The organism is Pseudoalteromonas sp. S408 (assembly GCF_005886645.1).
Lineage (GTDB): Bacteria > Pseudomonadota > Gammaproteobacteria > Enterobacterales > Alteromonadaceae > Pseudoalteromonas.
This window is the reverse complement of sequence record NZ_PNDY01000002.1, coordinates 14,333-34,459: the sequence shown is the minus strand read 5'-3', so window position 1 is coordinate 34,459 and position 20,127 is coordinate 14,333. Positions and strand designations below refer to the sequence as shown.

Below are 20,127 nucleotides of genomic sequence, written 5' to 3'. Positions count from 1 at the left end.
TTATTATTTTAGATTAATACGTATATCGCCGTTGGGTTTACTACAGCATAAAAGTATTTCACCATCGCGAACAAATGCGAGTGGTTCTTCGTTATATTGAACATTACCAGACACTAAGGTTGCTCGGCAAGCACCACAGTAGCCTTCACGACATTGATAAGCAACATCTATTTTTTGAGATTCTAAGCAGTGTAAAAGAGAGGGGCAGCCAGGGCTATATTCAATGCGCTGGCTGTTTTCTGCAAGTGTTACACTTGCAGTCGTTTCATTGCTCATTATAAATCAAAGTCACCAAATTCAGCTGCATCAACTTGTGAGTCTATTTGACCTACAAGGTATGAACTGATTTCAGCTTCTTGTGGCGCAACTTGAACATTATCAGATACTAGCCATGAATTAATCCATGGAATAGGGTTACTGTTGTTTTCGAATTGAGCCGGTAAGCCAATAGCAGTCATACGTGCATTAGTAATGTATTCAACATACTGACATAAAATATGCTTGTTTAAACCAATCATTGACCCATCTTTGAATAGGTATTCTGCCCATTCTTTCTCTTGCTCAGCAGCTTGTACAAACATTTTAATTGCTTCGTCGCGACATTGGGCTGCAACAATTGCCATTTCTGGGTCGTCTTTACCATCTTGCATGATATTTAAAATATGCTGTGTGCCAGAAAGGTGAAGTGCCTCATCACGTGCAATTAGCTTGATAATTTTAGCATTACCTTCCATCAGTTCACGCTCAGCAAATGCAAACGAACACGCAAAGCTGACATAAAAACGAATTGCCTCAAGAATGTTTACCGACATCATCGCGAGGTAAAGTTTCTTTTTAAGTTCGAATAAATTAACAACCACTGTTTTACCATTAATTTCGTGCTTGCCTTCACCGTAAAGATTGTAAAGTGAAACAGAGTTAATTAAGTCATCGTAGTAAGTTGTTACTGCATCAGCACGTTCGCTAATTTTATCGTTACTAACTATGTCATCAAAAATAAGTTCTGGTGATTGTGTTACGTTACGAATAATGTGGGTGTATGAACGGCTGTGAATTGTTTCACTAAATGCCCACGTTTCTATCCACGTTTCTAGCTCTGGAATAGACACAATAGGAAGCAAGGCAACGTTAGGAGAGCGACCTTGTACACTATCGAGTAATGTTTGGTATTTTAAATTACTTAAAAATATGTGTTTTTCATGCTCTGGTAGCGCCTGAAAATCTAAACGGTCTTTACTCACATCGACTTCTTCTGGTCGCCAAAAGAAAGACAATTGCTTTTCTATTAACTTTTCAAAAATAGGATATTTTTGTTGATCGTAACGCGATACGTTAACGGTCTGGCCAAAAAACATTGGCTCTTGCATTTGGTTATTATGATTACGACTAAAAGTAGTATAAGACATGTTTATCACTCAAAAAACTATCAGAACAAAGCGGGCTGTATGCCCGCTTAAGATAAAATTAACGACTATATTTTACACGCGCCGCCTGCACAATCGTCATCTTCCACTTCTGGAGTGTCGTCTTGTGCATCAGATGCGCCATCACGGGTATTATGGTAATACAAAGTTTTGACACCCAATTTGTAGGCGCTAAGTAAGTCTTTTAATAAGACTTTCATAGGTACTTTACCGCCTTCAAATTTATTTGGATCATAATTTGTGTTTGCAGAAATAGTTTGGTCTACAAATTTTTGCATGATACCCACAAGCTGTAGGTAACCATCATTAGAAGGAATGTCCCAAAGTAACTCGTAGTTGTCTTTTAAACGTTCGTACTCAGGTACAACTTGTTTTAAAATACCATCTTTGCTTGCTTTAACACTAATGTGACCACGTGGCGGCTCAATACCATTTGTCGCGTTTGAGATTTGCGATGACGTTTCTGATGGCATTAATGCACTGAGTGTAGAGTTACGCATACCGTGTTCTTGTATACTTTTACGCAATGCATCCCAATCAAGGTGCAGTGGCTCATCACAAATTTTATCTAAGTCTGTTTTATACGTATCTGTTGGCATAATACCTTGAGAGTACGTTGTTTCGTTAAATTTAGGACATGCACCACGTTCTTTTGCAAGTTCGTTTGACGCTTTCATCAAGTAGTACTGAATCGCTTCGAATGTTTTGTGTGTTAGTGCATTTGCACTGCCGTCTGAATAACGCTTACCATTTTTGGCTAAGTAGTAGGCGTAGTTAATTACGCCTATTCCTAACGTACGGCGTCCCATCGTTGCATTTTTAGCAGCAGGTACCGGGTAGTCTTGGAAATCGAGTAAATTATCGAGTGCACGCACTGCTAGTTCAGCAAGTTCTTCTAGTTCATCTAATGACTCAAGCGCACCAAGGTTAAATGCAGACAGTGTACATAATGCAATTTCGCCTTCTTCATCGTTAACGTTGTTAAGCGGTTTTGTCGGTAATGCAATTTCTAAACATAAGTTAGATTGACGAATTGGTGCTACTTTCGCTATAAACGGGCTGTGTGTATTACAGTGATCAACGTTTTGTAAGTATATTCGGCCAGTACTTGCACGCTCTTGTGCGAACACAGAGAACAACTCAATTGCTTTAATACGCTTTTTACGAATAGAGTCGTCTTGTTCGTATTTAACGTATAACGCATCAAATTCGTCTTGGTCTTCAAAAAACGCATCATAAAGACCCGGTACGTCTGATGGGCTAAATAACGTGATATAATCGTCTTTAATTAAACGAGAATACATTAATTTATTAAACTGTACGCCATAATCTAAGTGACGAACGCGGTTGTCATCAACACCACGGTTATTTTTAAGAACTAAAAGGTTTTCTACTTCTAAGTGCCATAGAGGATAGAATAAAGTTGCTGCGCCACCACGTACGCCACCTTGCGAACAACTTTTAACAGCTGTTTGAAAGTGCTTGTAAAAAGGAATACAGCCAGTGTGGTACGCTTCGCCGTTACGAATGTGGCTTCCTAATGCGCGAATGCGACCCGCATTAATACCTATACCAGCACGTTGAGAAACGTATTTTACTATAGCCGATGACGTAGCATTGATTGAATCTAGGCTATCGCCACATTCAATAAGCACACATGAGCTGAACTGGCGAGTTGGCGTGCGAACACCCGCCATGATTGGCGTAGGTAATGAAATTTTAAATAGCGATACCGCATCATAAAAGCGCTTTATATATGAAACACGTGTTTCTCGTGGGTAATCTGCAAATAAGCTTGCAGCGACTAAAATATATAAAAACTGCGCACTTTCATATATTTCACCCGTTACACGATTTTGAACTAGATATTTACCTTCTAATTGTTTAACTGCAGCGTAGCTAAAATTTAGATCACGAGAATGGTCTAGGTATTCGTCTAATTCATCAAATTCTTGTTCTGTGTAGTCAGCGAGTAAATGTGCGTCGTAGCGCTTATCGCCAACCATTTTTGCTACATGGTCAAATAAACGCGGAGGCTCAAATTTACCATATGCTTTTTTGCGTAAGTGGAATACAGCTAAACGTGCAGCAAGGTATTGGTAATCAGGTGATTCTTTAGAAATCTGATCGGCAGCCGCTTTGATAATCGTTTCGTGAATATCTTTAGTACGAATACCATCGTAAAATTGAATATGTGACTTTAATTCAACCTGAGAAACCGAAACGTTATTTAAACCTTCGGCGGCCCATTCTATAACGCGATGGATCTTATCAAGATCAAGAGGCTCTTTGCGCCCGTCACGTTTGCTTACAGATAACTGTTGGTTCATAGCTTTGCCTGTATTCCTTGGGGATAATGTATTTTTGACCAATGTTGTACGTCTCAAAAAGAGAAGTAGTGCTCATTTATTATAAGTTTTACCAAATCAGGTAAATTTAATTGGATAACATTTGGCCACAATATCTGGTGTTGTTCAATTTAGAGATCACAAGATAGTGTGGTCTGAGTTGATTTGCAAGGGGCATAATTGCCCCTGTTTGTGGATAACGTTGGGATAACGTAATTGTGTTAGTAGGCATTAACCTTTGATCATTCATTTGAGTTGAAATTTTTAAAAATCAACTCAGGATCGACTAAATTTACACATTTTGAAAATAAATTTCGCCTGCTTTTTTTATCATCAAGCTTTGTGTATAAAGTGTCACAATCACAACATATAGTGTTTATATCTATAATAGGCACTATATGTGGTTAAATGCGTCAATAGGGCTATACCAGTTAAAATCAGCTTTCCAAGTCAATGCTTCTGACTCGCTTGGAATGTAACCCCACAAAGCAGTCGCTGTGGGCATACCTGCTGCTTTACCTGCCTGAATATCACGCTCAGCATCACCTATGTATAAACAGCGAGCTGGTATCACGTCCATGAGTTTAGCGCAATGAAGTAAAGGCATCGGAGAGGGTTTAGCTTCTTCAAGGGTGTCTCCGCTAATTACAACCGAGGCATTTTTTAAAGCGGGGATCGCAGCGACTAGCGGCTCGGTTAAAAACCCGGGCTTGTTTGTCATGATCCCCCATTTGATCTTTTTGTGATCAAGTGCAATGAGTAGTGGTTCAATACCGGCAAAACAGTGGGTATGCTTTGCAATGTTTTGTGCATAGTTATCGACCAGTTGCTTTATCAATTGTGATTGTGCAAGAGAGGGCCATAACTCTTTAAAGCCAGCTTCTAATAATGCTGCTGCACCATTAGACGCTGCTGGACGATATACCTCACTGGTTACTTCAGTAATTTGATTTGAACGCAGTACACCATTAAGAGCAGCGCCTAAATCGTCAGCTGTGTCGAGTAACGTCCCGTCTAAATCAAACAAAAATGCATCATATTGATAAAGTGCTGAAGGTAACTGTCCGCTTTTCATTACACCAACTTCTCAAAATGAAGAATATAGTTAACACTAACATCACTATTGAGTGTGTACTGTTTAGAAAAGGGGTTATACGAGAGCCCTGAGCTTGCACGTACTTTTAAGCCCGCTTCTTCGGCCCATGAAATTAGTTGTGCAGGTTTTATAAACTTATTATGGTCGTGTGTTCCATCAGGAACCATTTTCAATAGTTTTTCAGCACCTACAATGGCAAACAAGTAGGCCTTAGGAGTTTTGTTAAGGGTAGAAAAAAAAACGTCAGCACCGGGTTTTGCAAGTTTAGCAACCGCTTGAATAATCGAAGCAGGGTCGGGGACGTGTTCGAGCATTTCCATACAGGTAACGACATCAAAGCGCTCAGGGTGCTCATCAGCAAATTGTTCAGCAGGTACTTTTATATATTCAACGGGTACATTTGTTTCTAAGCTGTGCAACTTGGCGACAGTTAAAGGCTCTTGCCCCATATCAATGCCTGTTACTTTGGCTCCCATACGTGCCATGCTTTGGCTTAAAATACCGCCACCGCAGCCCACATCGAGTGTTTCTTTGTCAAATAAGCCTTGAGCTTTATTTGCAATAAAATCTAGGCGTAACGGGTTAATTTCGTGTAAGGGTTTAAACTCACCCTCTAAATCCCACCAACGCTCTGCGATGGCTTCAAACTTTGCTATTTCTGCGTGATCTACATTTTGATGTTCGGTCATAAAATACTTCCTCGTCAATCTGAGGCCATTATATAGGCCTAAATTGATAAATCGCAAAGTTTTGCGCCTGTAAATTAAAATTAATTGTGATAGCATGTCCGTTAGTAATAATAACAATACTCTTTAAAACCCAATACCGGGTTATTAAGAGCTGCTACTGAAGGAATGTGATATCAAATGACTGATCTCGCCAATGAAATTCTGCCAGTCAATATTGAAGACGAGTTAAAAAACTCCTACTTAGATTACGCAATGAGTGTAATTGTAGGACGTGCATTACCAGACGTACGTGATGGCTTAAAGCCAGTTCATCGTCGCGTTTTGTTTGCAATGAACGAGCTTAGTAATGATTGGAACAAGCCTTACAAAAAATCGGCACGTGTTGTCGGTGACGTAATCGGTAAATACCACCCACACGGCGATAGCGCAGTTTATGACACGATAGTTCGTATGGCACAGCCATTCTCACTTCGTTATATGCTTGTTGATGGCCAAGGTAACTTCGGTTCAGTTGATGGTGATTCAGCTGCAGCAATGCGTTATACCGAAGTACGTATGGCTAAAATGTCACACGAGTTATTAGCCGATCTTGAAAAAGAAACGGTTGATTTCGTACCTAATTACGATGGCACAGAACAAATTCCTGATGTTTTACCAACTAAAGTACCTAATTTACTAGTAAATGGTTCTTCTGGTATTGCGGTAGGTATGGCAACAAATATACCACCCCATAACTTAACTGAAGTTATTAATGGCTGTTTAGCTCTTATTGTTAATCCTGATTTAACCATTACTGAATTAATGGATTACATCCCAGGCCCCGATTTCCCTACAGCCGCAATTATTAACGGTAAAAAAGGGATTGAACAAGCGTATCAAACCGGCCGTGGTAAAGTGTACATGCGTGCACGCGCCGATATTGAAACGGATGAGAAAACAGGTCGTGAAACAATTATTGTTCATGAAATCCCTTATCAAGTTAACAAAGCTCGTTTGATTGAAAAAATCGCTGAGCTAGTTAAAGATAAAAAGATTGAAGGGATCAGCGCATTACGTGATGAATCAGATAAAGACGGTATGCGTATCGTTATTGAGATTAAACGTGGTGACGTAGGTGAAGTTATTTTAAATAACCTATATGCGCAAACACAATTACAAACAGTGTTTGGCATGAACATGGTTGCGCTTATTAATAATCAGCCTAAGTGTTTTAATTTAAAAGAAATGCTTGAAGAGTTTATTATTCACCGCCGTGAAGTAGTAACTCGTCGTACAGTATTCGATTTACGTAAAGCGCGTGACCGTGCTCATATGCTAGAAGGTCTAGCAATTGCACTCGCCAACATTGACCCAATTATTGAACTTATTCGTAAGTCTCCTACACCGGCAGAAGCTAAAATAGCGTTAACTGCTCGCTCGTGGGAACTCGGTAATGTGAAAGCCATGCTTGAAAAAGCAGGTGAAGCTAACGTTGCTCGCCCAGATTGGTTGGCTGATGATTTAGGTATACGCGACGGCCAGTACTTCATTTCTGAGCAACAAGCTCAAGCGATTCTTGATTTACGCTTACACAAGCTAACAGGCCTTGAGCACGAAAAAATCTTAAGTGAATACCAAACACTGCTTGATTTGATTGCTGAACTGTTACACATATTGGCAAGTCCAGAGCGCTTAATGGAAGTAATTCGCGATGAATTAGTTGAAATTAAGGCGCAATACGGTGATGAACGTCGTACTGAAATTAATGCAGCTGCGCATGACATTAGCCTTGAAGACCTGATTACTGAGGAAAATGTTGTAGTGACACTTTCTCACGAGGGGTATGTTAAGTATCAGGCATTGTCTGATTACGAAGCGCAACGTCGTGGCGGGAAAGGCAAGTCTGCAACGAAGATGAAAGACGAAGATTTCATCGAGCGTTTATTAGTTGCAAACACGCACGATACTATTTTGTGTTTCTCTACAGCAGGCCGCTTATATTGGTTAAAAGTGTATCAATTACCACTTGCAAGCCGTGCAGCCCGCGGTAAGCCAATTGTAAACTTGTTACCGTTAGAAGCTGACGAACGTATTACTGCTATATTGCCAGTACGTGAGTACGAAGAAGATAAATACATCTTTATGGCAACTGCTTTTGGTACCGTTAAGAAGACACCATTAACAGCCTACAGCCGTCAGCGTGCTAGCGGTATTATTGCTGTTAACCTTAATGAAGGCGACAGCTTAATTGGTGTTGATATTACCGATGGTACGAACGAAATAATGCTGTTTACTGATGCGGGTAAGGTTGTTCGCTTTAAAGAAGCTGAAGAATCTGCTGTTGTAGATGAAAACGGTAACCCAGTACTTGACGAAGAAGGTAACCCTGAGATTCGTTTCAAAGGTGTTCGTCCAATGGGTAGAACGGCAACCGGTGTACGTGGTATTAAAATGACCGACGAACAACGTGTAGTATCGCTTATCGTACCAAAAACTGATGGTGCTATATTAACTGTAACTGAAAATGGTTATGGTAAACGAACTCAGCTTGAAGATTACCCATCTAAGAGTCGTGCAACACAGGGTGTTGTATCAATTAAGGTGAGTGAGCGTAATGGTGCTGTAGTAGGTGCTGTTCAAGTTGATGACAACGACGAAATAATGCTTATTTCAAACCGCGGAACGTTAGTGCGTACTCGTGTGAACGAAGTTTCAACGGTTGGACGTAACACACAAGGTGTTATTTTGATCAGAACTATTGACGAAGAGCAAGTAGTTGGTTTACAACGTATAGAAGAAATTGAAGTTACAGAAAGTGACTTAATTAATACTGAAGACGTTGAAACAGTAGATACAGTTATAGATGAAGTCGTGGATGACACTCCTCCTTCAGAATAATTGAGATTGAAAAAGCGGCCTTGGCCGCTTTTTTTAATGTTGTTGAAAAAAATTAATACAGCGTGGATTTAATATTTTCATGTTGAGTATATAAATTACTGGAATGAGGCAAAGGTAATGAGTAAATATAATTTTTGTGCAGGGCCGGCTATGCTTCCGCAAGCGGTAATGCAAAAAGCACAAAAAGAATTCTTAGATTGGCAAGACATGGGCGTTTCTGTAATGGAAATTAGCCACCGCAGTAAAGAATTTCTAGCATTAACTGCAAAATGTGAAGCAAGCTTAAGACGCTTAATGAATATTAGTGATGAATTTGAAGTTCTATTTATGCATGGTGGTGGTCGAGGTCAATTTAGCGCAGTACCCCTTAATCTCCATCAAGCCGATAAAAAAGCGGTCTACTGTGAAAATGGAGTGTGGTCTAAAAGCGCTACAGACGAAGCTAATAAGTTTACTTCAACAATTAGTGTTGATGTACGCAACGATACAGATGGGCAATTTTCTATAAAAAACGTGGCTGACTGGGTGTTACCTGCAGATGCCTCATATATTCATTACTGTCCAAACGAAACCGTAGATGGCTTAGAAATTTTTGAGGTACCAAGTCATCCAACAGCTCCCATTGTTGCCGATATGTCTTCGACTATATTATCTCGTGAAATCGACGTTAATCAATTTGATTTAATTTACGCTGGTGCGCAAAAAAATATCGGTCCATCAGGTATCGCTATTGTTATTGTGCGCAAAACATTACTTGAGCGTGAAGGACTAGCAAAACCAGGTATTTTAGATTATGCCCTTGAAGCTAAACAGGGCAGTATGTTTAATACACCACCTACATTTGCATGGTACTTAGCTGCTGAGGTGTTTGAATGGGTAGAAGCACAAGGTGGTGTAAAGGCGATGGAAGCACACAACATCGCCAAAGCAGAACTTCTTTATAATTTTATTGATGAGTCTCCTTTTTATACCAATAGAGTAGCCAAGCATTGCCGCTCACGTATGAATGTACCATTTTGGCTTAATGATGAAAGCTTAAATGAAAAGTTTGTATCACAATCTAAAGAAGCTGGTTTATTGGCACTTGAAGGTCACAGAATAGTAGGTGGTATGCGTGCAAGTATTTATAATGCAATGCCACTTGAGGGCGTACAAGCGCTTGTTGATTTTATGGCAGCTTTTGCGAAGGAGAATAGCTAATGGAGCAACTTCGTTTAGAGCCTATATCCCGTGTTAATGGGACTGTGACATTGCCTGGGTCAAAAAGTTTATCTAATCGGATTTTACTACTGGCTGCTTTAGCGAACGGAACAACAGTTGTTGAGAACTTACTCGACAGTGATGATATTCGTCATATGTTGGGGGCCTTAGCACTTTTAGGTGTAACAGTTACACTTAATGATGACCGTACAGTTGCAACCGTGCACGGTGTCGGTGGAAAATTTAAAACACCTAATGAGCCATTGTTTTTAGGTAATGCGGGCACTGCATATCGCCCTTTAACAGCAGTGCTTGCGGCTGTAAGTGGTGAGTATGAATTAATTGGTGAAGCACGTATGGAAGAGCGCCCAATAGGGCATTTAGTAGACGCTCTTCAAGTGCTTGGCGGTGATATTACCTACACTAAGCACAAAGACTACCCGCCGCTGAAAATTGTTGGTGGACAAATTAATGGCGGTGAAGTTGAAATTGATGGCAGTATTTCAAGTCAATTTTTAACCGCTTTATTAATGGCTGCGCCTTTGTTCACGGGTGATACAAAAATTACAATTAAAGGCACTTTAGTTTCTAAGCCGTACATTGATATTACACTAGGCGTTATGGCGCGTTTTGGCATTATCGTTGAACATTCAGATTATTCAACATTTAAAGTCAAAGGCGGGCAGCAGTATCAATCACTTGAGCGTATTATGGTTGAAGGTGATGCTTCATCAGCTTCTTATTTTGTAGCCGCAGCAGCTATTGCTGGTGGTGAAATAGAAATTAAAGGTGTGGGCGCTAAATCAGTTCAAGGTGATATTGGCTTTGCAAAGGTGATGGAGCAAGTTGGTGCAAAAATCGATTGGTATGATGAGCGTTTAGTTGTTAGAAAAGGCGACTTAAAAGGGGTCGACATAGACGCCAATGCTATACCTGATGCTGCCATGACACTCGCCACTGTTGCACTGTTTGCTAAAGGTCCAACAGCTATTCGTAATATTTATAATTGGCGTGTAAAGGAGACTGATCGACTTTACGCCATGAGCACAGAGCTACGTAAAGTAGGTGCAGAAGTTGTTGAGGGTGAAGATTTTATTGAAATAACTCCCCCATCAACATTTAATGATGTCGCCATTGATACTTACGACGATCACCGTATTGCTATGTGTTTTGCAATGGTTGCAGTAGGCGGAAAGCCTATAACAATCAATGACCCTAAGTGTACCTATAAAACATTTCCTACGTTTTTCAATGTATTAGCATCGGTTAGTGAATAGGCTTTTTATAACTATTTATAAAAAGTTACACACTAATAGCAGATATATTTTAATAACTGGCGTATAATGTCGCGGATTATTTAGGTGTGCATTGCAGGAGGTTTAAATGCAGGCGTTATTAATGCCCGTGATCACCGTTGATGGCCCAAGTGGTTCTGGTAAAGGAACTGTTTGTCGTTTGTTAGCCGATAAGTTGGGTTGGGATGTATTGGATAGTGGTGCAATTTACCGCGTTTTGTCCCTTGCAGCACTTCACCACCAAATCGCATTAGACAACGAAGAGGCACTTGTACCGCTGGCTGCAAATTTAGATGTGCAGTTTTTGGTGGATAGCCAGACTAATGCTGGAAAAGTTATTTTAGAGGGAGAGGATGTTACGACCACTATTCGTAATGAAGAAGTGGGCGCAGCTGCATCAAAGGTAGCTGCACTTCCTCGCGTTCGTGAAGCGCTATTGCGCCGTCAACGCGCTTTTAGAACCGAAAATGGTTTAATAGCAGACGGCCGTGATATGGGAACTGTTGTGTTCCCAGATGCGCCATTAAAGATCTATTTAACAGCGAGCGCACAAGAGCGTGCTCGTAGACGCTTTGTTGAGTTGAATGAGCGTGGGCTTGATGTTACACTAAGTGGTCTATTAGAGGACATTCAAGCTCGTGATGACCGTGATATGAATCGCGCCGTTGCGCCGCTTGTTCCTGCAGAAGATGCAATTGAACTCGATACTAGCGAGCTAAATGCACAGCAAGTATTTGATAAGGTTATGACTTTATTGGATGCAGCTATTTCTGAGGGAAAACTTCCTAAACGAAGTTAAACACATTTTATGCACCAGCAGGATGCCAGTGCTATTTTAACAACCCCATGCAGCATGGTTGCTTATTGGTATTAATATATGAGACGTATATTCGTATGTCAGAAAATTTTGCGCAGTTATTTGAAGAAAGCTTAAAGGGTTTTGAAGCAGAGCAAGGCTCTATCGTTAAAGGTACAGTAATCTCAATCGAGAACAACATTGTACTTGTAGATGCTGGTCTTAAATCAGAAAGTGCTATCCCTGCAGAGCAGTTCAAAAATGCTGCTGGTGAACTAGAAGTTGCTGTTGGCGACGAAGTAGATGTTGCACTAGATGCAATCGAAGACGGTTTCGGTGAAACTATCCTTTCTCGTGAGAAAGCGAAGCGTCACGAAGCGTGGATCCGTCTTGAGAAAGCATGTGAAGAGCAAGAGACTGTTACTGGTGTTATCAACGGTAAAGTTAAAGGCGGTTTCACTGTTGAAGTTGATTCAATCCGTGCTTTCCTACCTGGTTCACTTGTTGATGTTCGTCCAGTACGTGACACAACTCACCTTGAAGGCAAAGAGCTTGAATTTAAAGTAATCAAGCTTGACCAAAAACGTAACAACGTTGTTGTTTCACGTCGTGCAGTTATCGAATCAGAAAACTCACAAGAACGTGAAGAGCTTCTTGCTAACCTTGTTGAAGGCCAAGAAGTTAAAGGTATCGTTAAGAACCTTACTGACTACGGCGCATTCGTTGACCTTGGTGGTGTTGATGGTCTACTACATATCACTGACATGGCGTGGAAGCGTGTTAAGCACCCTTCAGAAATTGTTAATGTTGGCGACGAAATCGCAGTTAAAGTTCTTAAATTCGACAAAGATAAAACTCGTGTATCTCTAGGTCTGAAACAACTTGGTGAAGATCCATGGGCAGCTATCGCTGGTCGTTACCCAGAAGGTTCTAAACTTTCTGGTCGTGTAACTAACCTTACTGACTACGGTTGCTTCGTAGAAATCGAAGAAGGCGTTGAAGGTCTAGTACACGTTTCTGAAATGGATTGGACTAACAAGAACATCCATCCTTCAAAAGTTGTTTCACTAGGTGATACAGTTGAAGTTATGGTTCTTGAAATCGACGAAGAACGTCGTCGTATTTCTCTAGGTCTTAAGCAATGTATTGCTAATCCTTGGCAGGAATTTGCTCGTCTACAAAACAAAGGCGATCAAGTTACTGGTAAGATCAAATCAATCACTGACTTCGGTATCTTTATCGGTCTTGACGGTGGTATTGACGGTCTTGTACACCTTTCAGACATTTCTTGGAATACACCTGGCGAAGAAGCTGTGCGTGAATTCAAGAAAGGCGACGAAATCACTGCTATCGTATTGCAAGTTGACCCAGAGCGTGAACGTATCTCTCTAGGTGTTAAACAAATCGAAGCTGACCCATTCAATAACTACCTTGATGCAAACAAAAAAGGTGCTATTGTTAAAGGTAAAGTGACTGAAGTTGATGCGAAAGGCGCAACTGTTGAACTTATCGAAGGCGTTGAAGGTTACATTCGTGTAGCTGATATTGCTCAAGAGCGCGTTGAAGATGCAACTACTGTTGTTTCTGTTGGCGACGAAGTTGAAGTTAAATATGTTGGTGTTGATCGTAAGAACCGCACTTTAAGCTTATCTGTTAAAGCTCTTTTCGAAGCTGAAGAGAAAGAAGTACTAGAGAAGCTTAAGAAAGAAGAGCCAGTGTTTGAAAACGCAATGGCAGCTGCTTTCGCAAATGCACAAAAAGACTAATTTATAATTAGTTTTTAGTTGGGAGGGCAATTATTGCCCTTCCTATATCTTTTTTAAGGAAACGCTATGACTAAGTCAGAACTGATAGAAACACTTGCGGAACAACATGCACACGTTCCAGTGAAAGATGTTGAAAATGCGGTAAAAGAAATTCTTGAACAAATGGCCGGCTCATTATCTTCTTCAGATCGGATTGAGATCAGAGGATTTGGTAGTTTCTCTTTGCATTTCCGCGCTCCTCGCACAGGTCGCAATCCTAAGACTGGCGATACTGTAGAGTTAGATGGAAAGCACGTACCTCATTTTAAACCAGGCAAAGAATTACGTGACCGCGTAAATGCGAGCATTGCCTAGTTAATATAACGGAGTAGTTACTTGTTCAAGGTATTGAAAATTATTCTGGTTGCACTATGCCTAATTAGTGCCTTTGTATTAGGGTCACAAAATCCGCAGTTAGTACAAGTAAATTATATTATAGCCAGTAATACATTACCTTTAGCTGTAATAATAAGTATCTGCTTTTTGTTAGGTGTTTTAATTGGTTTTTTTATAAGCTTCAAGTTGTTTTCTCAGTTGAAGTGGCAAAACTACCGGTTAAAAAAGCAATTGTCGCCTGAGAAAAATAAAAATAAGCCTGACGTTAATAAAGACACCTAATTATGATTGAGCTTTTGTTTTTATTACTACCTGTCGCAGCCGGTTATGGCTGGGTTATGGGAAAAAACAGCGCTAAGAATCATGCCCATCAACTGAATAGACAAATTACGTCTGAATACAGTAAAGGTTTAAAATTTTTATTAGACCGTGAAGAAGATCAAGGCTTAGAGCATTTAATAAACCTACTTGAAGTTGCCGCTGATTCGGTTGAACACTATTCCACTCTTGCCACAATGTTTCGTCGTCGAGGCGAATTAGATCGTGCAATAAAAATACATGAACTCCTCCTAAAACATCCTAGCTTAAGTGAGCAGCAAGCTGCAACCAGCCGTTTAGAACTCGCTGAAGATTATATTATGGCTGGCTTATTAGATGGCGCAGAAGAGCATTTAGTTTGGCTAGTCAAGGCAGGGCACGTAGAAGCTCTCGATCCTATTATTACTTTGTATTCGCAAACACGTGAATGGGATAAAGGCATTAATATGTTTGAATCTCACAGCGAATTATTCTCTAAAGAGCAGCAATTTAAAGCCATAGCTAATTTTTATTGTGAAGCTGCGCTTAGTGATAATAATCCTCAAATTATGCGTAAAGCGATTAGTTTAAATTATAAAGCAGTTAGGCCCTTGTACGAGCTAGGTGTCATCGCTTTTTCCAAAGAGGATTACGTAAAAGCTATTTACTACTGGCGTGAACTAATCTGTCAGTTTACGTTGTTTGCACCGTTATTTATTGATGAGCTAGCGCATAGTTATAAACAACTTAACTTAACGCATCAATTTCATGAACTAGTAAGCGATTTACTAGACAAAGGTGGTGTTCTAATAAAAATAAAACATTGCCAAGCGCTCCTAGAGCAAGGTCAGACTAAGCAAGCTTTTGATTTTTTAACTGATAGTTTAAAAAGGCAACCTACAATTAGAGGTTTTAGCTTTTTACTGCAGCTTATGGGTGACCAAAATAAAAATACAAAAGAAGTGCTCAATGAAATTGATAAACTTGTTACGTCATATATAGCGACTAAGCCAGACTTTCAATGCCAGCATTGTGGCTTCACAAGTTATACAATCTATTGGAATTGCCCCTCTTGTAAACATTGGGAAACCATTGTCCCAAGTAGAGGTTTAGACGGATTTTAATAACCCCTAAATACTTAATTATTGTAGAGCCCTTACAAATTCGACTAGAAGTTTAACTAGCGCCAATAGTCTAATTAAACCTCCTTATTCACTTTGTATAAGTTCGCTTAGCTAACTAAGTCAAATATACAAAAACTCTTTACTGCTATACATTAGGATAACTATGTCTTTCGAAAATTCAAAAAAAGTACTTATCGCTTTAGACTACGACGATCAAGAAACAGCGTTAGCATTTGTAAAACAGCTTTCGCCCGATACTTGTCGTTTAAAAGTAGGCAAAGAAATGTTTACATACTTTGGTCCTGAATTTGTAAAAGAATTAATTGAACTTGGTTTTGATGTTTTTTTAGATTTAAAGTTTCATGATATTCCTAATACAGTCGCAAAGGCAGTCACAGCGGCTGCAAAAATGGGGGTATGGATGGTAAATGTTCATGCATCGGGTGGTTTCGAAATGATGACTAAAGCAAAAGTTGCTTTAGAACCGTTTGGTGATAAAGCCCCAATTCTTATTGCTGTTACTGTATTAACAAGTATGGATGAGTCAGAATTAAAGCGATTAGGTATAAATAAATCACCTCAGGAGCAGGTAATATACCTTGCAAAACTAGCCAAAGAAGCAGGCCTTGATGGTGTTGTTTGTTCCGCGCAAGAAGCGAGTGTTTTAAAGGCTGAGCTTGGTGAGTATTTTAAACTAGTTACACCCGGTATTCGTCCTGAAGGTAGTGATGCAGGCGACCAGAAAAGAATAATGACTCCAAAACAAGCAATTGAAGCAGGTAGTGATTACTTAGTAGTAGGCAGGCCGATTACTAAAGCATCAAATCCAGTAAAAGTACTGCAAGATGTTAATGAGTCTATAAAATAGTTTACAAAAAACAGCAAATAAGTACTAAACCCCTTACGTTATGTGTAATTTGTGTTACATTTATAATATCAAAATGTTGTGAGGGGTTTTATTTTGAAGGTATTAATTGGTTCATTGGTCATTATCATCGCAGGCTTCTCTTTTAATAAATATGTGTTTTCGAGTAAAGCATATGATGGAGTTACAACAGTAACAGATGTTATTTCAGCGTATCCTGTAAATATGTTTGATTTTAAAAAAACAATGAAAGACTACGCACATCACCTTTGTTACAGAAACTCCGACACATTGAATGCCCAGGATATAAGTGTTAGTGCTTGTTTAACAAACCATGACGAAAAAAAATTAGAGTGTGAAAAAAAGGTGTTCAGGCTAGCACCATTGAACTTAGAATCAGAAAGGGAAGTACTTGATTATTCAAGGCAATATACGCAATGCACATTGCCTTATAAGTATATTTTAGGTTAAACACTCATTATAAAAATATAGAATGAGTGTTGTTTAATTATTTCGATTTCAAGCGAATTGATTTTGCTTCAATTTCAATAAGCTCTTGCTTAAACAAACCACCAATTGCCTTTTTATAATTCGCTTTACTCGTAGAGAATACTTTTTTGATAAGTTCAGGATCAGATTTATCGCCAATAGCGAGTATTCCGCCTTCGTTTTTAAGCTTTTCCATTATTTTATCGCCAAGCTCACTTACCTTGCCCATGCCTGGTTTTTCTAGCACAACGTCAATTTTTCCGTCTTCTCTTACTTTTTTAATAAAGCCCTTAAGTTTTTGCCCTACAAATAAGTTTTTAAACACCATGTTGTAAAACACAACACCAAAGTGAGATTCTTCAATAAGCACTTTGTAGCCAATATCTGTTTTGCCAGCAACAATTAAATCAACCTCTTGTAGATTAGTGTATTCAGGTTCATCTTTCGATAAAAAGCGATTAAAGTTAGTTGAAGCACAAATGCGTTGGCTGGCATTATCAAGGTACAATCGAACTAAATAAGAATGTCCCTCTTGCATGCGTGGCTTTTGTTCATTAAATGGGGCTAGTACATCTTTTTCTAATCCCCAGTCCAAAAAAGCACCGATACTATTTATTTCTTTGACACGTAAAAGGGCGTACTCACCTACCTGAGCATGTGGCTTTCTAACCGTTGCAGTTGGCAAATTAGCATTATCTAAATATATAAACACGCTAATGCTATCACCGGCTTCAAGTTCATCTTTGATTTCGTTTTTTGGTAAAAAAACTTCACCTAAATCATGACCGTCCAAGTAAGCGCCTTCATTACTTACTTCTTTTACAAATAGTGTTTGTGTTGTTCCAAGGTAACTCATAATTATTCCTGCTCAGGCTTTTTTTTACGGCGCATTGGTGAATCGCCATCGATATTCATAGGGGCTTTAATGGGTGCTACTGGTTTTTTGGGTTTTGCTTTACGTTTTATTTGTGGCTTTTTAACCTGCGTTACTTTTTTAGCTTTAAGCGTTGAAGCAGGTTTTTTCTCTTTTATGCCTTTAAATTTAGCTTTAAGTCCGTCAATACTTGCAAACTTAAGTTCATCATTTAAAAAAGATTTAATTGATAAATAACTAGCCCAATCTTTAGGGCCGACTAACGATATAGCAGTACCTTTAAAGCCAGCACGTCCAGTTCTACCTATTCGGTGTACATATTCTTCAGCATGCTTGGGTAAATCGAAGTTAATCACATGGGTTACGCTTAGTAAATCTAGGCCACGAGATGCGACATCAGTGGTAATTAATATTTTAAAGTTTCCTCTGCTAAACGAGTCCATAATGTCTAAGCGTTTGCTTTGTGTTAAATCACCCGCAAGTGCAACTGATTTAAATCCTTTGTTGTTTAGCTCTTCGCTCAAACGACTTGTATCTGCCCGGGTTGCAGTAAAAATTATGCATTGGCCTACCTCATCTTGCTTTAAAAAGTGTGTAAGTAATGCTTCTTTGTGATCTAGGTGGTCGGCTAGGTAGAGTGTTTGCGTTATATCGCTGTGTTGCTCGTTTGCAGCGCTAAGCGTAATTTGTTTTGGTTTTTTTAATAAATTACGCGAAAGCGCATCTACTTGTGCATGGTCAAGCGTTGCTGAAAATAATAATGTTTGTCGAAGGCGGTGATTTGCTTCGTCATTAATTAGTTTTAATTGTTCGGTAAAGCCCAGATCTAATATGCGGTCTGCTTCATCAAAAATCAGCAGCTCTAACCCACTTAACTGTAAAGAGCGTTTAGTAACGTGATCAGCGAGACGACCCGGTGTTGCAACTACAAACTGTGGGTCGTTTCTTAATGCTTTAATTTGGTCGTTAAAGTTCTCACCACCTAATACTTTAACTGCCTTAATAGCAGTGCCTGCTATTAATAAACGTAGTTGAGTAAAAACTTGCGTGGCTAGTTCGCGTGTAGGGGCAACAATAAGTACACGTGGATCGCGTTTACTGAGTGCTTTTTGTTTCATAACCCGTTGAACTGCAGGTAATAAAAACGCCAAGGTTTTGCCCGACCCAGTCTTCGACTGAGCAAAAATGTCATGCCCTGCAAGTGCGGTAGGCACTGCATGTGCTTGAATGTCTGTGGGCTGGGTGATCCCTTGATGTGCTAATTGTGTTTCAAGGCGAGTATCAATCCCAAGATCAGTAAAGTGCAATGTAATGTTCTCCAATGTGCAACTTAAATTAATTGCTGCATTATAGCGTACACATGGCTTATCCCGACAGCAAAAAGCAATGTATGCTGCTATTTTTTGCAATTAATCTAAAAAAGCGTAAAATACGCGCCCCATATGCGCCGGATTTACGATTCGGTAAACGCCAATATTGGCTAATTAAGGCAAAATAGGAAATAAAATGACAGCTGTTCATAAAGACGATCTTACCAGCGAACACTTTGTGGTGTGCGCATTATACAAATTTGTAGGGCTGCCAGAGTTTGAGGCATTACGTAAACCTTTATTAGAGGTTATGGAAGCAAACGAAGTTCGAGGCACATTACTTTTAGCTGCAGAAGGGATAAATGGAACTGTTTCTGCAAAAAGAGAAGGCATTGATAACCTCCTTGCATGGCTAGATGAGCAGCCAAATTTAAAAAATATTGTCACTAAAGAATCTTATGACGACGAATGCCCGTTTTACCGCACAAAAGTAAAACTAAAAAAAGAAATTGTAACAATGGGGGTAGAGGGAATTGATCCCCTTAAAGTCGTGGGGAGCTATGTTAAACCTCAAGACTGGAATGCATTAATTTCTGACCCAGAGGTTGTTTTAATTGATACGCGTAATGATTACGAAATTGAAATTGGTACATTTCAAAATGCCGTTGATCCCAATACAACCACTTTTCGTGAATTTCCGCAGTGGGCAAAAGAAAATCTTGATCCAGAAAAACATAAAAAAGTAGCTATGTTTTGTACAGGTGGCATTCGCTGTGAAAAATCAACGGCCTATATGAAAGAACAAGGCTTTGATGAAGTTTATCACCTTGAAGGCGGAATACTTAAGTATTTGGAAGAGGTGCCAAAAGAAGAAACCATGTGGGAAGGCGAATGCTTTGTTTTTGATAATCGCGTTGCTGTAAACCATGACCTACAAAAGGGATCGTACGATCAGTGTCATGCGTGTCGTATGCCTATTACTGAACAAGAAAAACAAAAGCCTGAGTATCTAGAAGGTGTTTCATGCCATCATTGTATTGATAACGTAACTGATGAGCAGCGAGCGCGCTTTGCAGAGCGCCAAAAACAAATTGAACTTGCTCAAGCTCGTGGTGAAGGGCATATAGGTAATGAAGCACAAACTGTTCTTCAACAACGTAAAGAAGCTAAAAAAGCACAAAAAGATGCGCAACGCGCAAAGTAATTAATCGGTAATAGTTATTAAATAAAAAAGAGCTTCACGGCTCTTTTTTTTGCCTTCATTTTGTTATTCATCTTATATAGTTGAGCATTCAGCGTTAA

General features: G+C 39.5%; 18 protein-coding genes. 11 read left to right on the top strand and 7 right to left on the bottom strand.

Annotated features, from left to right (window positions below; all coding sequences use genetic code 11):
- Positions 1-3: 3 nt before the first annotated feature.
- From yfaE to ubiG, 5 genes are all read right to left on the bottom strand, one after another.
- Positions 4-276, bottom strand: a complete 273-nt coding sequence (yfaE, locus tag CWB62_RS02525) for a class I ribonucleotide reductase maintenance protein YfaE (RefSeq protein WP_058403944.1) — start codon at positions 274-276, stop codon at positions 4-6.
- Positions 276-1,406, bottom strand: a complete 1,131-nt coding sequence (gene nrdB / locus CWB62_RS02520) for a class Ia ribonucleoside-diphosphate reductase subunit beta (RefSeq protein ID WP_006794448.1) — start codon at positions 1,404-1,406, stop codon at positions 276-278. Before nrdB ends, yfaE begins: the two co-directional genes overlap by 1 nt.
- 65 nt (positions 1,407-1,471) lie before the next feature.
- Positions 1,472-3,754: a class 1a ribonucleoside-diphosphate reductase subunit alpha gene (gene nrdA, locus CWB62_RS02515; RefSeq protein WP_058403945.1), complete on the bottom strand. Its 2,283-nt coding sequence runs from the start codon at positions 3,752-3,754 to the stop codon at positions 1,472-1,474.
- 412 nt (positions 3,755-4,166) lie between these two features.
- Complete coding sequence (locus tag CWB62_RS02510) at positions 4,167-4,847, bottom strand: HAD family hydrolase (RefSeq protein WP_138530160.1); 681 nt, start codon at positions 4,845-4,847, stop codon at positions 4,167-4,169.
- A complete protein-coding gene (gene ubiG / locus CWB62_RS02505; protein ID WP_058403947.1) occupies positions 4,847-5,557 on the bottom strand; it encodes a bifunctional 2-polyprenyl-6-hydroxyphenol methylase/3-demethylubiquinol 3-O-methyltransferase UbiG in 711 nt (236 codons plus the stop codon). The genes CWB62_RS02510 and ubiG overlap by 1 nt, the downstream gene beginning before the upstream one ends.
- Before the next feature lie 177 nt (positions 5,558-5,734).
- On the opposite strand from ubiG, the gene gyrA reads away from it, so the two are divergent.
- The 10 genes from gyrA to CWB62_RS02455 all read left to right on the top strand — a co-directional run bounded on the left by gyrA (position 5,735) and on the right by CWB62_RS02455 (position 16,623).
- Positions 5,735-8,434, top strand: coding sequence for a DNA topoisomerase (ATP-hydrolyzing) subunit A (gyrA, locus tag CWB62_RS02500; protein ID WP_058403948.1), 2,700 nt, complete (start codon positions 5,735-5,737; stop codon positions 8,432-8,434).
- Positions 8,435-8,551: 117 nt separating this feature from the next.
- Positions 8,552-9,634: a 3-phosphoserine/phosphohydroxythreonine transaminase gene (gene serC, locus CWB62_RS02495; RefSeq protein ID WP_138530162.1), complete on the top strand. Its 1,083-nt coding sequence runs from the start codon at positions 8,552-8,554 to the stop codon at positions 9,632-9,634.
- Positions 9,634-10,911: a 3-phosphoshikimate 1-carboxyvinyltransferase gene (aroA, locus tag CWB62_RS02490; protein WP_058403950.1), complete on the top strand. Its 1,278-nt coding sequence runs from the start codon at positions 9,634-9,636 to the stop codon at positions 10,909-10,911. The genes serC and aroA overlap by 1 nt, the downstream gene beginning before the upstream one ends.
- A gap of 106 nt (positions 10,912-11,017) precedes the next feature.
- Positions 11,018-11,728 carry a (d)CMP kinase gene (gene cmk, locus CWB62_RS02485; protein ID WP_138530164.1) on the top strand — a complete coding sequence of 237 codons (711 nt, stop codon included), beginning with the start codon at positions 11,018-11,020 and terminating at the stop codon, positions 11,726-11,728.
- A 95-nt stretch (positions 11,729-11,823) separates the two neighbouring features.
- Positions 11,824-13,491 carry a 30S ribosomal protein S1 gene (rpsA, locus tag CWB62_RS02480; protein ID WP_006794164.1) on the top strand — a complete coding sequence of 556 codons (1,668 nt, stop codon included), beginning with the start codon at positions 11,824-11,826 and terminating at the stop codon, positions 13,489-13,491.
- Between the two features lie 66 nt (positions 13,492-13,557).
- Positions 13,558-13,845, top strand: coding sequence for an integration host factor subunit beta (gene ihfB / locus CWB62_RS02475; RefSeq protein WP_006794165.1), 288 nt, complete (start codon positions 13,558-13,560; stop codon positions 13,843-13,845).
- Positions 13,846-13,866: 21 nt separating this feature from the next.
- Positions 13,867-14,148 (top strand): lipopolysaccharide assembly protein LapA domain-containing protein, encoded by a 282-nt coding sequence (locus CWB62_RS02470; protein ID WP_138530166.1) that lies wholly within the window; start codon positions 13,867-13,869, stop codon positions 14,146-14,148.
- A gap of 2 nt (positions 14,149-14,150) precedes the next feature.
- A complete protein-coding gene (gene lapB / locus CWB62_RS02465) occupies positions 14,151-15,287 on the top strand; it encodes a lipopolysaccharide assembly protein LapB (RefSeq protein WP_138530168.1) in 1,137 nt (378 codons plus the stop codon).
- Positions 15,288-15,450: 163 nt separating this feature from the next.
- Complete coding sequence (gene pyrF, locus CWB62_RS02460; protein ID WP_058403954.1) at positions 15,451-16,155, top strand: orotidine-5'-phosphate decarboxylase; 705 nt, start codon at positions 15,451-15,453, stop codon at positions 16,153-16,155.
- 93 nt (positions 16,156-16,248) lie between these two features.
- Positions 16,249-16,623, top strand: a complete 375-nt coding sequence (locus CWB62_RS02455; protein ID WP_058403955.1) for a hypothetical protein — start codon at positions 16,249-16,251, stop codon at positions 16,621-16,623.
- Positions 16,624-16,660: 37 nt separating this feature from the next.
- Here CWB62_RS02455 and CWB62_RS02450 read toward each other — a convergent pair whose 3' ends face one another.
- Positions 16,661-17,497, bottom strand: a complete 837-nt coding sequence (locus CWB62_RS02450) for a CvfB family protein (protein WP_138530170.1) — start codon at positions 17,495-17,497, stop codon at positions 16,661-16,663.
- A 2-nt stretch (positions 17,498-17,499) separates the two neighbouring features.
- Positions 17,500-18,822: a DEAD/DEAH box helicase gene (locus tag CWB62_RS02445; RefSeq protein WP_138530172.1), complete on the bottom strand. Its 1,323-nt coding sequence runs from the start codon at positions 18,820-18,822 to the stop codon at positions 17,500-17,502.
- 199 nt (positions 18,823-19,021) lie between these two features.
- On the opposite strand from CWB62_RS02445, the gene trhO reads away from it, so the two are divergent.
- Positions 19,022-20,029 (top strand): oxygen-dependent tRNA uridine(34) hydroxylase TrhO, encoded by a 1,008-nt coding sequence (gene trhO / locus CWB62_RS02440; protein WP_058403958.1) that lies wholly within the window; start codon positions 19,022-19,024, stop codon positions 20,027-20,029.
- The last annotated feature ends 98 nt before the right edge of the window (positions 20,030-20,127 follow it).

Excerpts from the sequence above, each read along its gene's own strand:
- nrdA (WP_058403945.1), bottom strand. The coding sequence starts at position 3,754 with ATGAACCAACAGTTATCTGTAAGCAAACGTGACGGGCGCAAAGAGCCT.
- serC (WP_138530162.1), top strand. The coding sequence starts at position 8,552 with ATGAGTAAATATAATTTTTGTGCAGGGCCGGCTATGCTTCCGCAAGCG.
- yfaE (WP_058403944.1), bottom strand. The coding sequence starts at position 276 with ATGAGCAATGAAACGACTGCAAGTGTAACACTTGCAGAAAACAGCCAG.
- nrdB (WP_006794448.1), bottom strand. The coding sequence starts at position 1,406 with ATGTCTTATACTACTTTTAGTCGTAATCATAATAACCAAATGCAAGAG.
- cmk (WP_138530164.1), top strand. The coding sequence starts at position 11,018 with ATGCAGGCGTTATTAATGCCCGTGATCACCGTTGATGGCCCAAGTGGT.
- lapB (WP_138530168.1), top strand. The coding sequence starts at position 14,151 with ATGATTGAGCTTTTGTTTTTATTACTACCTGTCGCAGCCGGTTATGGC.
- ihfB (WP_006794165.1), top strand. The coding sequence starts at position 13,558 with ATGACTAAGTCAGAACTGATAGAAACACTTGCGGAACAACATGCACAC.
- rpsA (WP_006794164.1), top strand. The coding sequence starts at position 11,824 with ATGTCAGAAAATTTTGCGCAGTTATTTGAAGAAAGCTTAAAGGGTTTT.
- ubiG (WP_058403947.1), bottom strand. The coding sequence starts at position 5,557 with ATGACCGAACATCAAAATGTAGATCACGCAGAAATAGCAAAGTTTGAA.
- pyrF (WP_058403954.1), top strand. The coding sequence starts at position 15,451 with ATGTCTTTCGAAAATTCAAAAAAAGTACTTATCGCTTTAGACTACGAC.
- CWB62_RS02510 (WP_138530160.1), bottom strand. The coding sequence starts at position 4,847 with ATGAAAAGCGGACAGTTACCTTCAGCACTTTATCAATATGATGCATTT.
- CWB62_RS02450 (WP_138530170.1), bottom strand. The coding sequence starts at position 17,497 with ATGAGTTACCTTGGAACAACACAAACACTATTTGTAAAAGAAGTAAGT.
- trhO (WP_058403958.1), top strand. The coding sequence starts at position 19,022 with ATGACAGCTGTTCATAAAGACGATCTTACCAGCGAACACTTTGTGGTG.
- aroA (WP_058403950.1), top strand. The coding sequence starts at position 9,634 with ATGGAGCAACTTCGTTTAGAGCCTATATCCCGTGTTAATGGGACTGTG.
- gyrA (WP_058403948.1), top strand. The coding sequence starts at position 5,735 with ATGACTGATCTCGCCAATGAAATTCTGCCAGTCAATATTGAAGACGAG.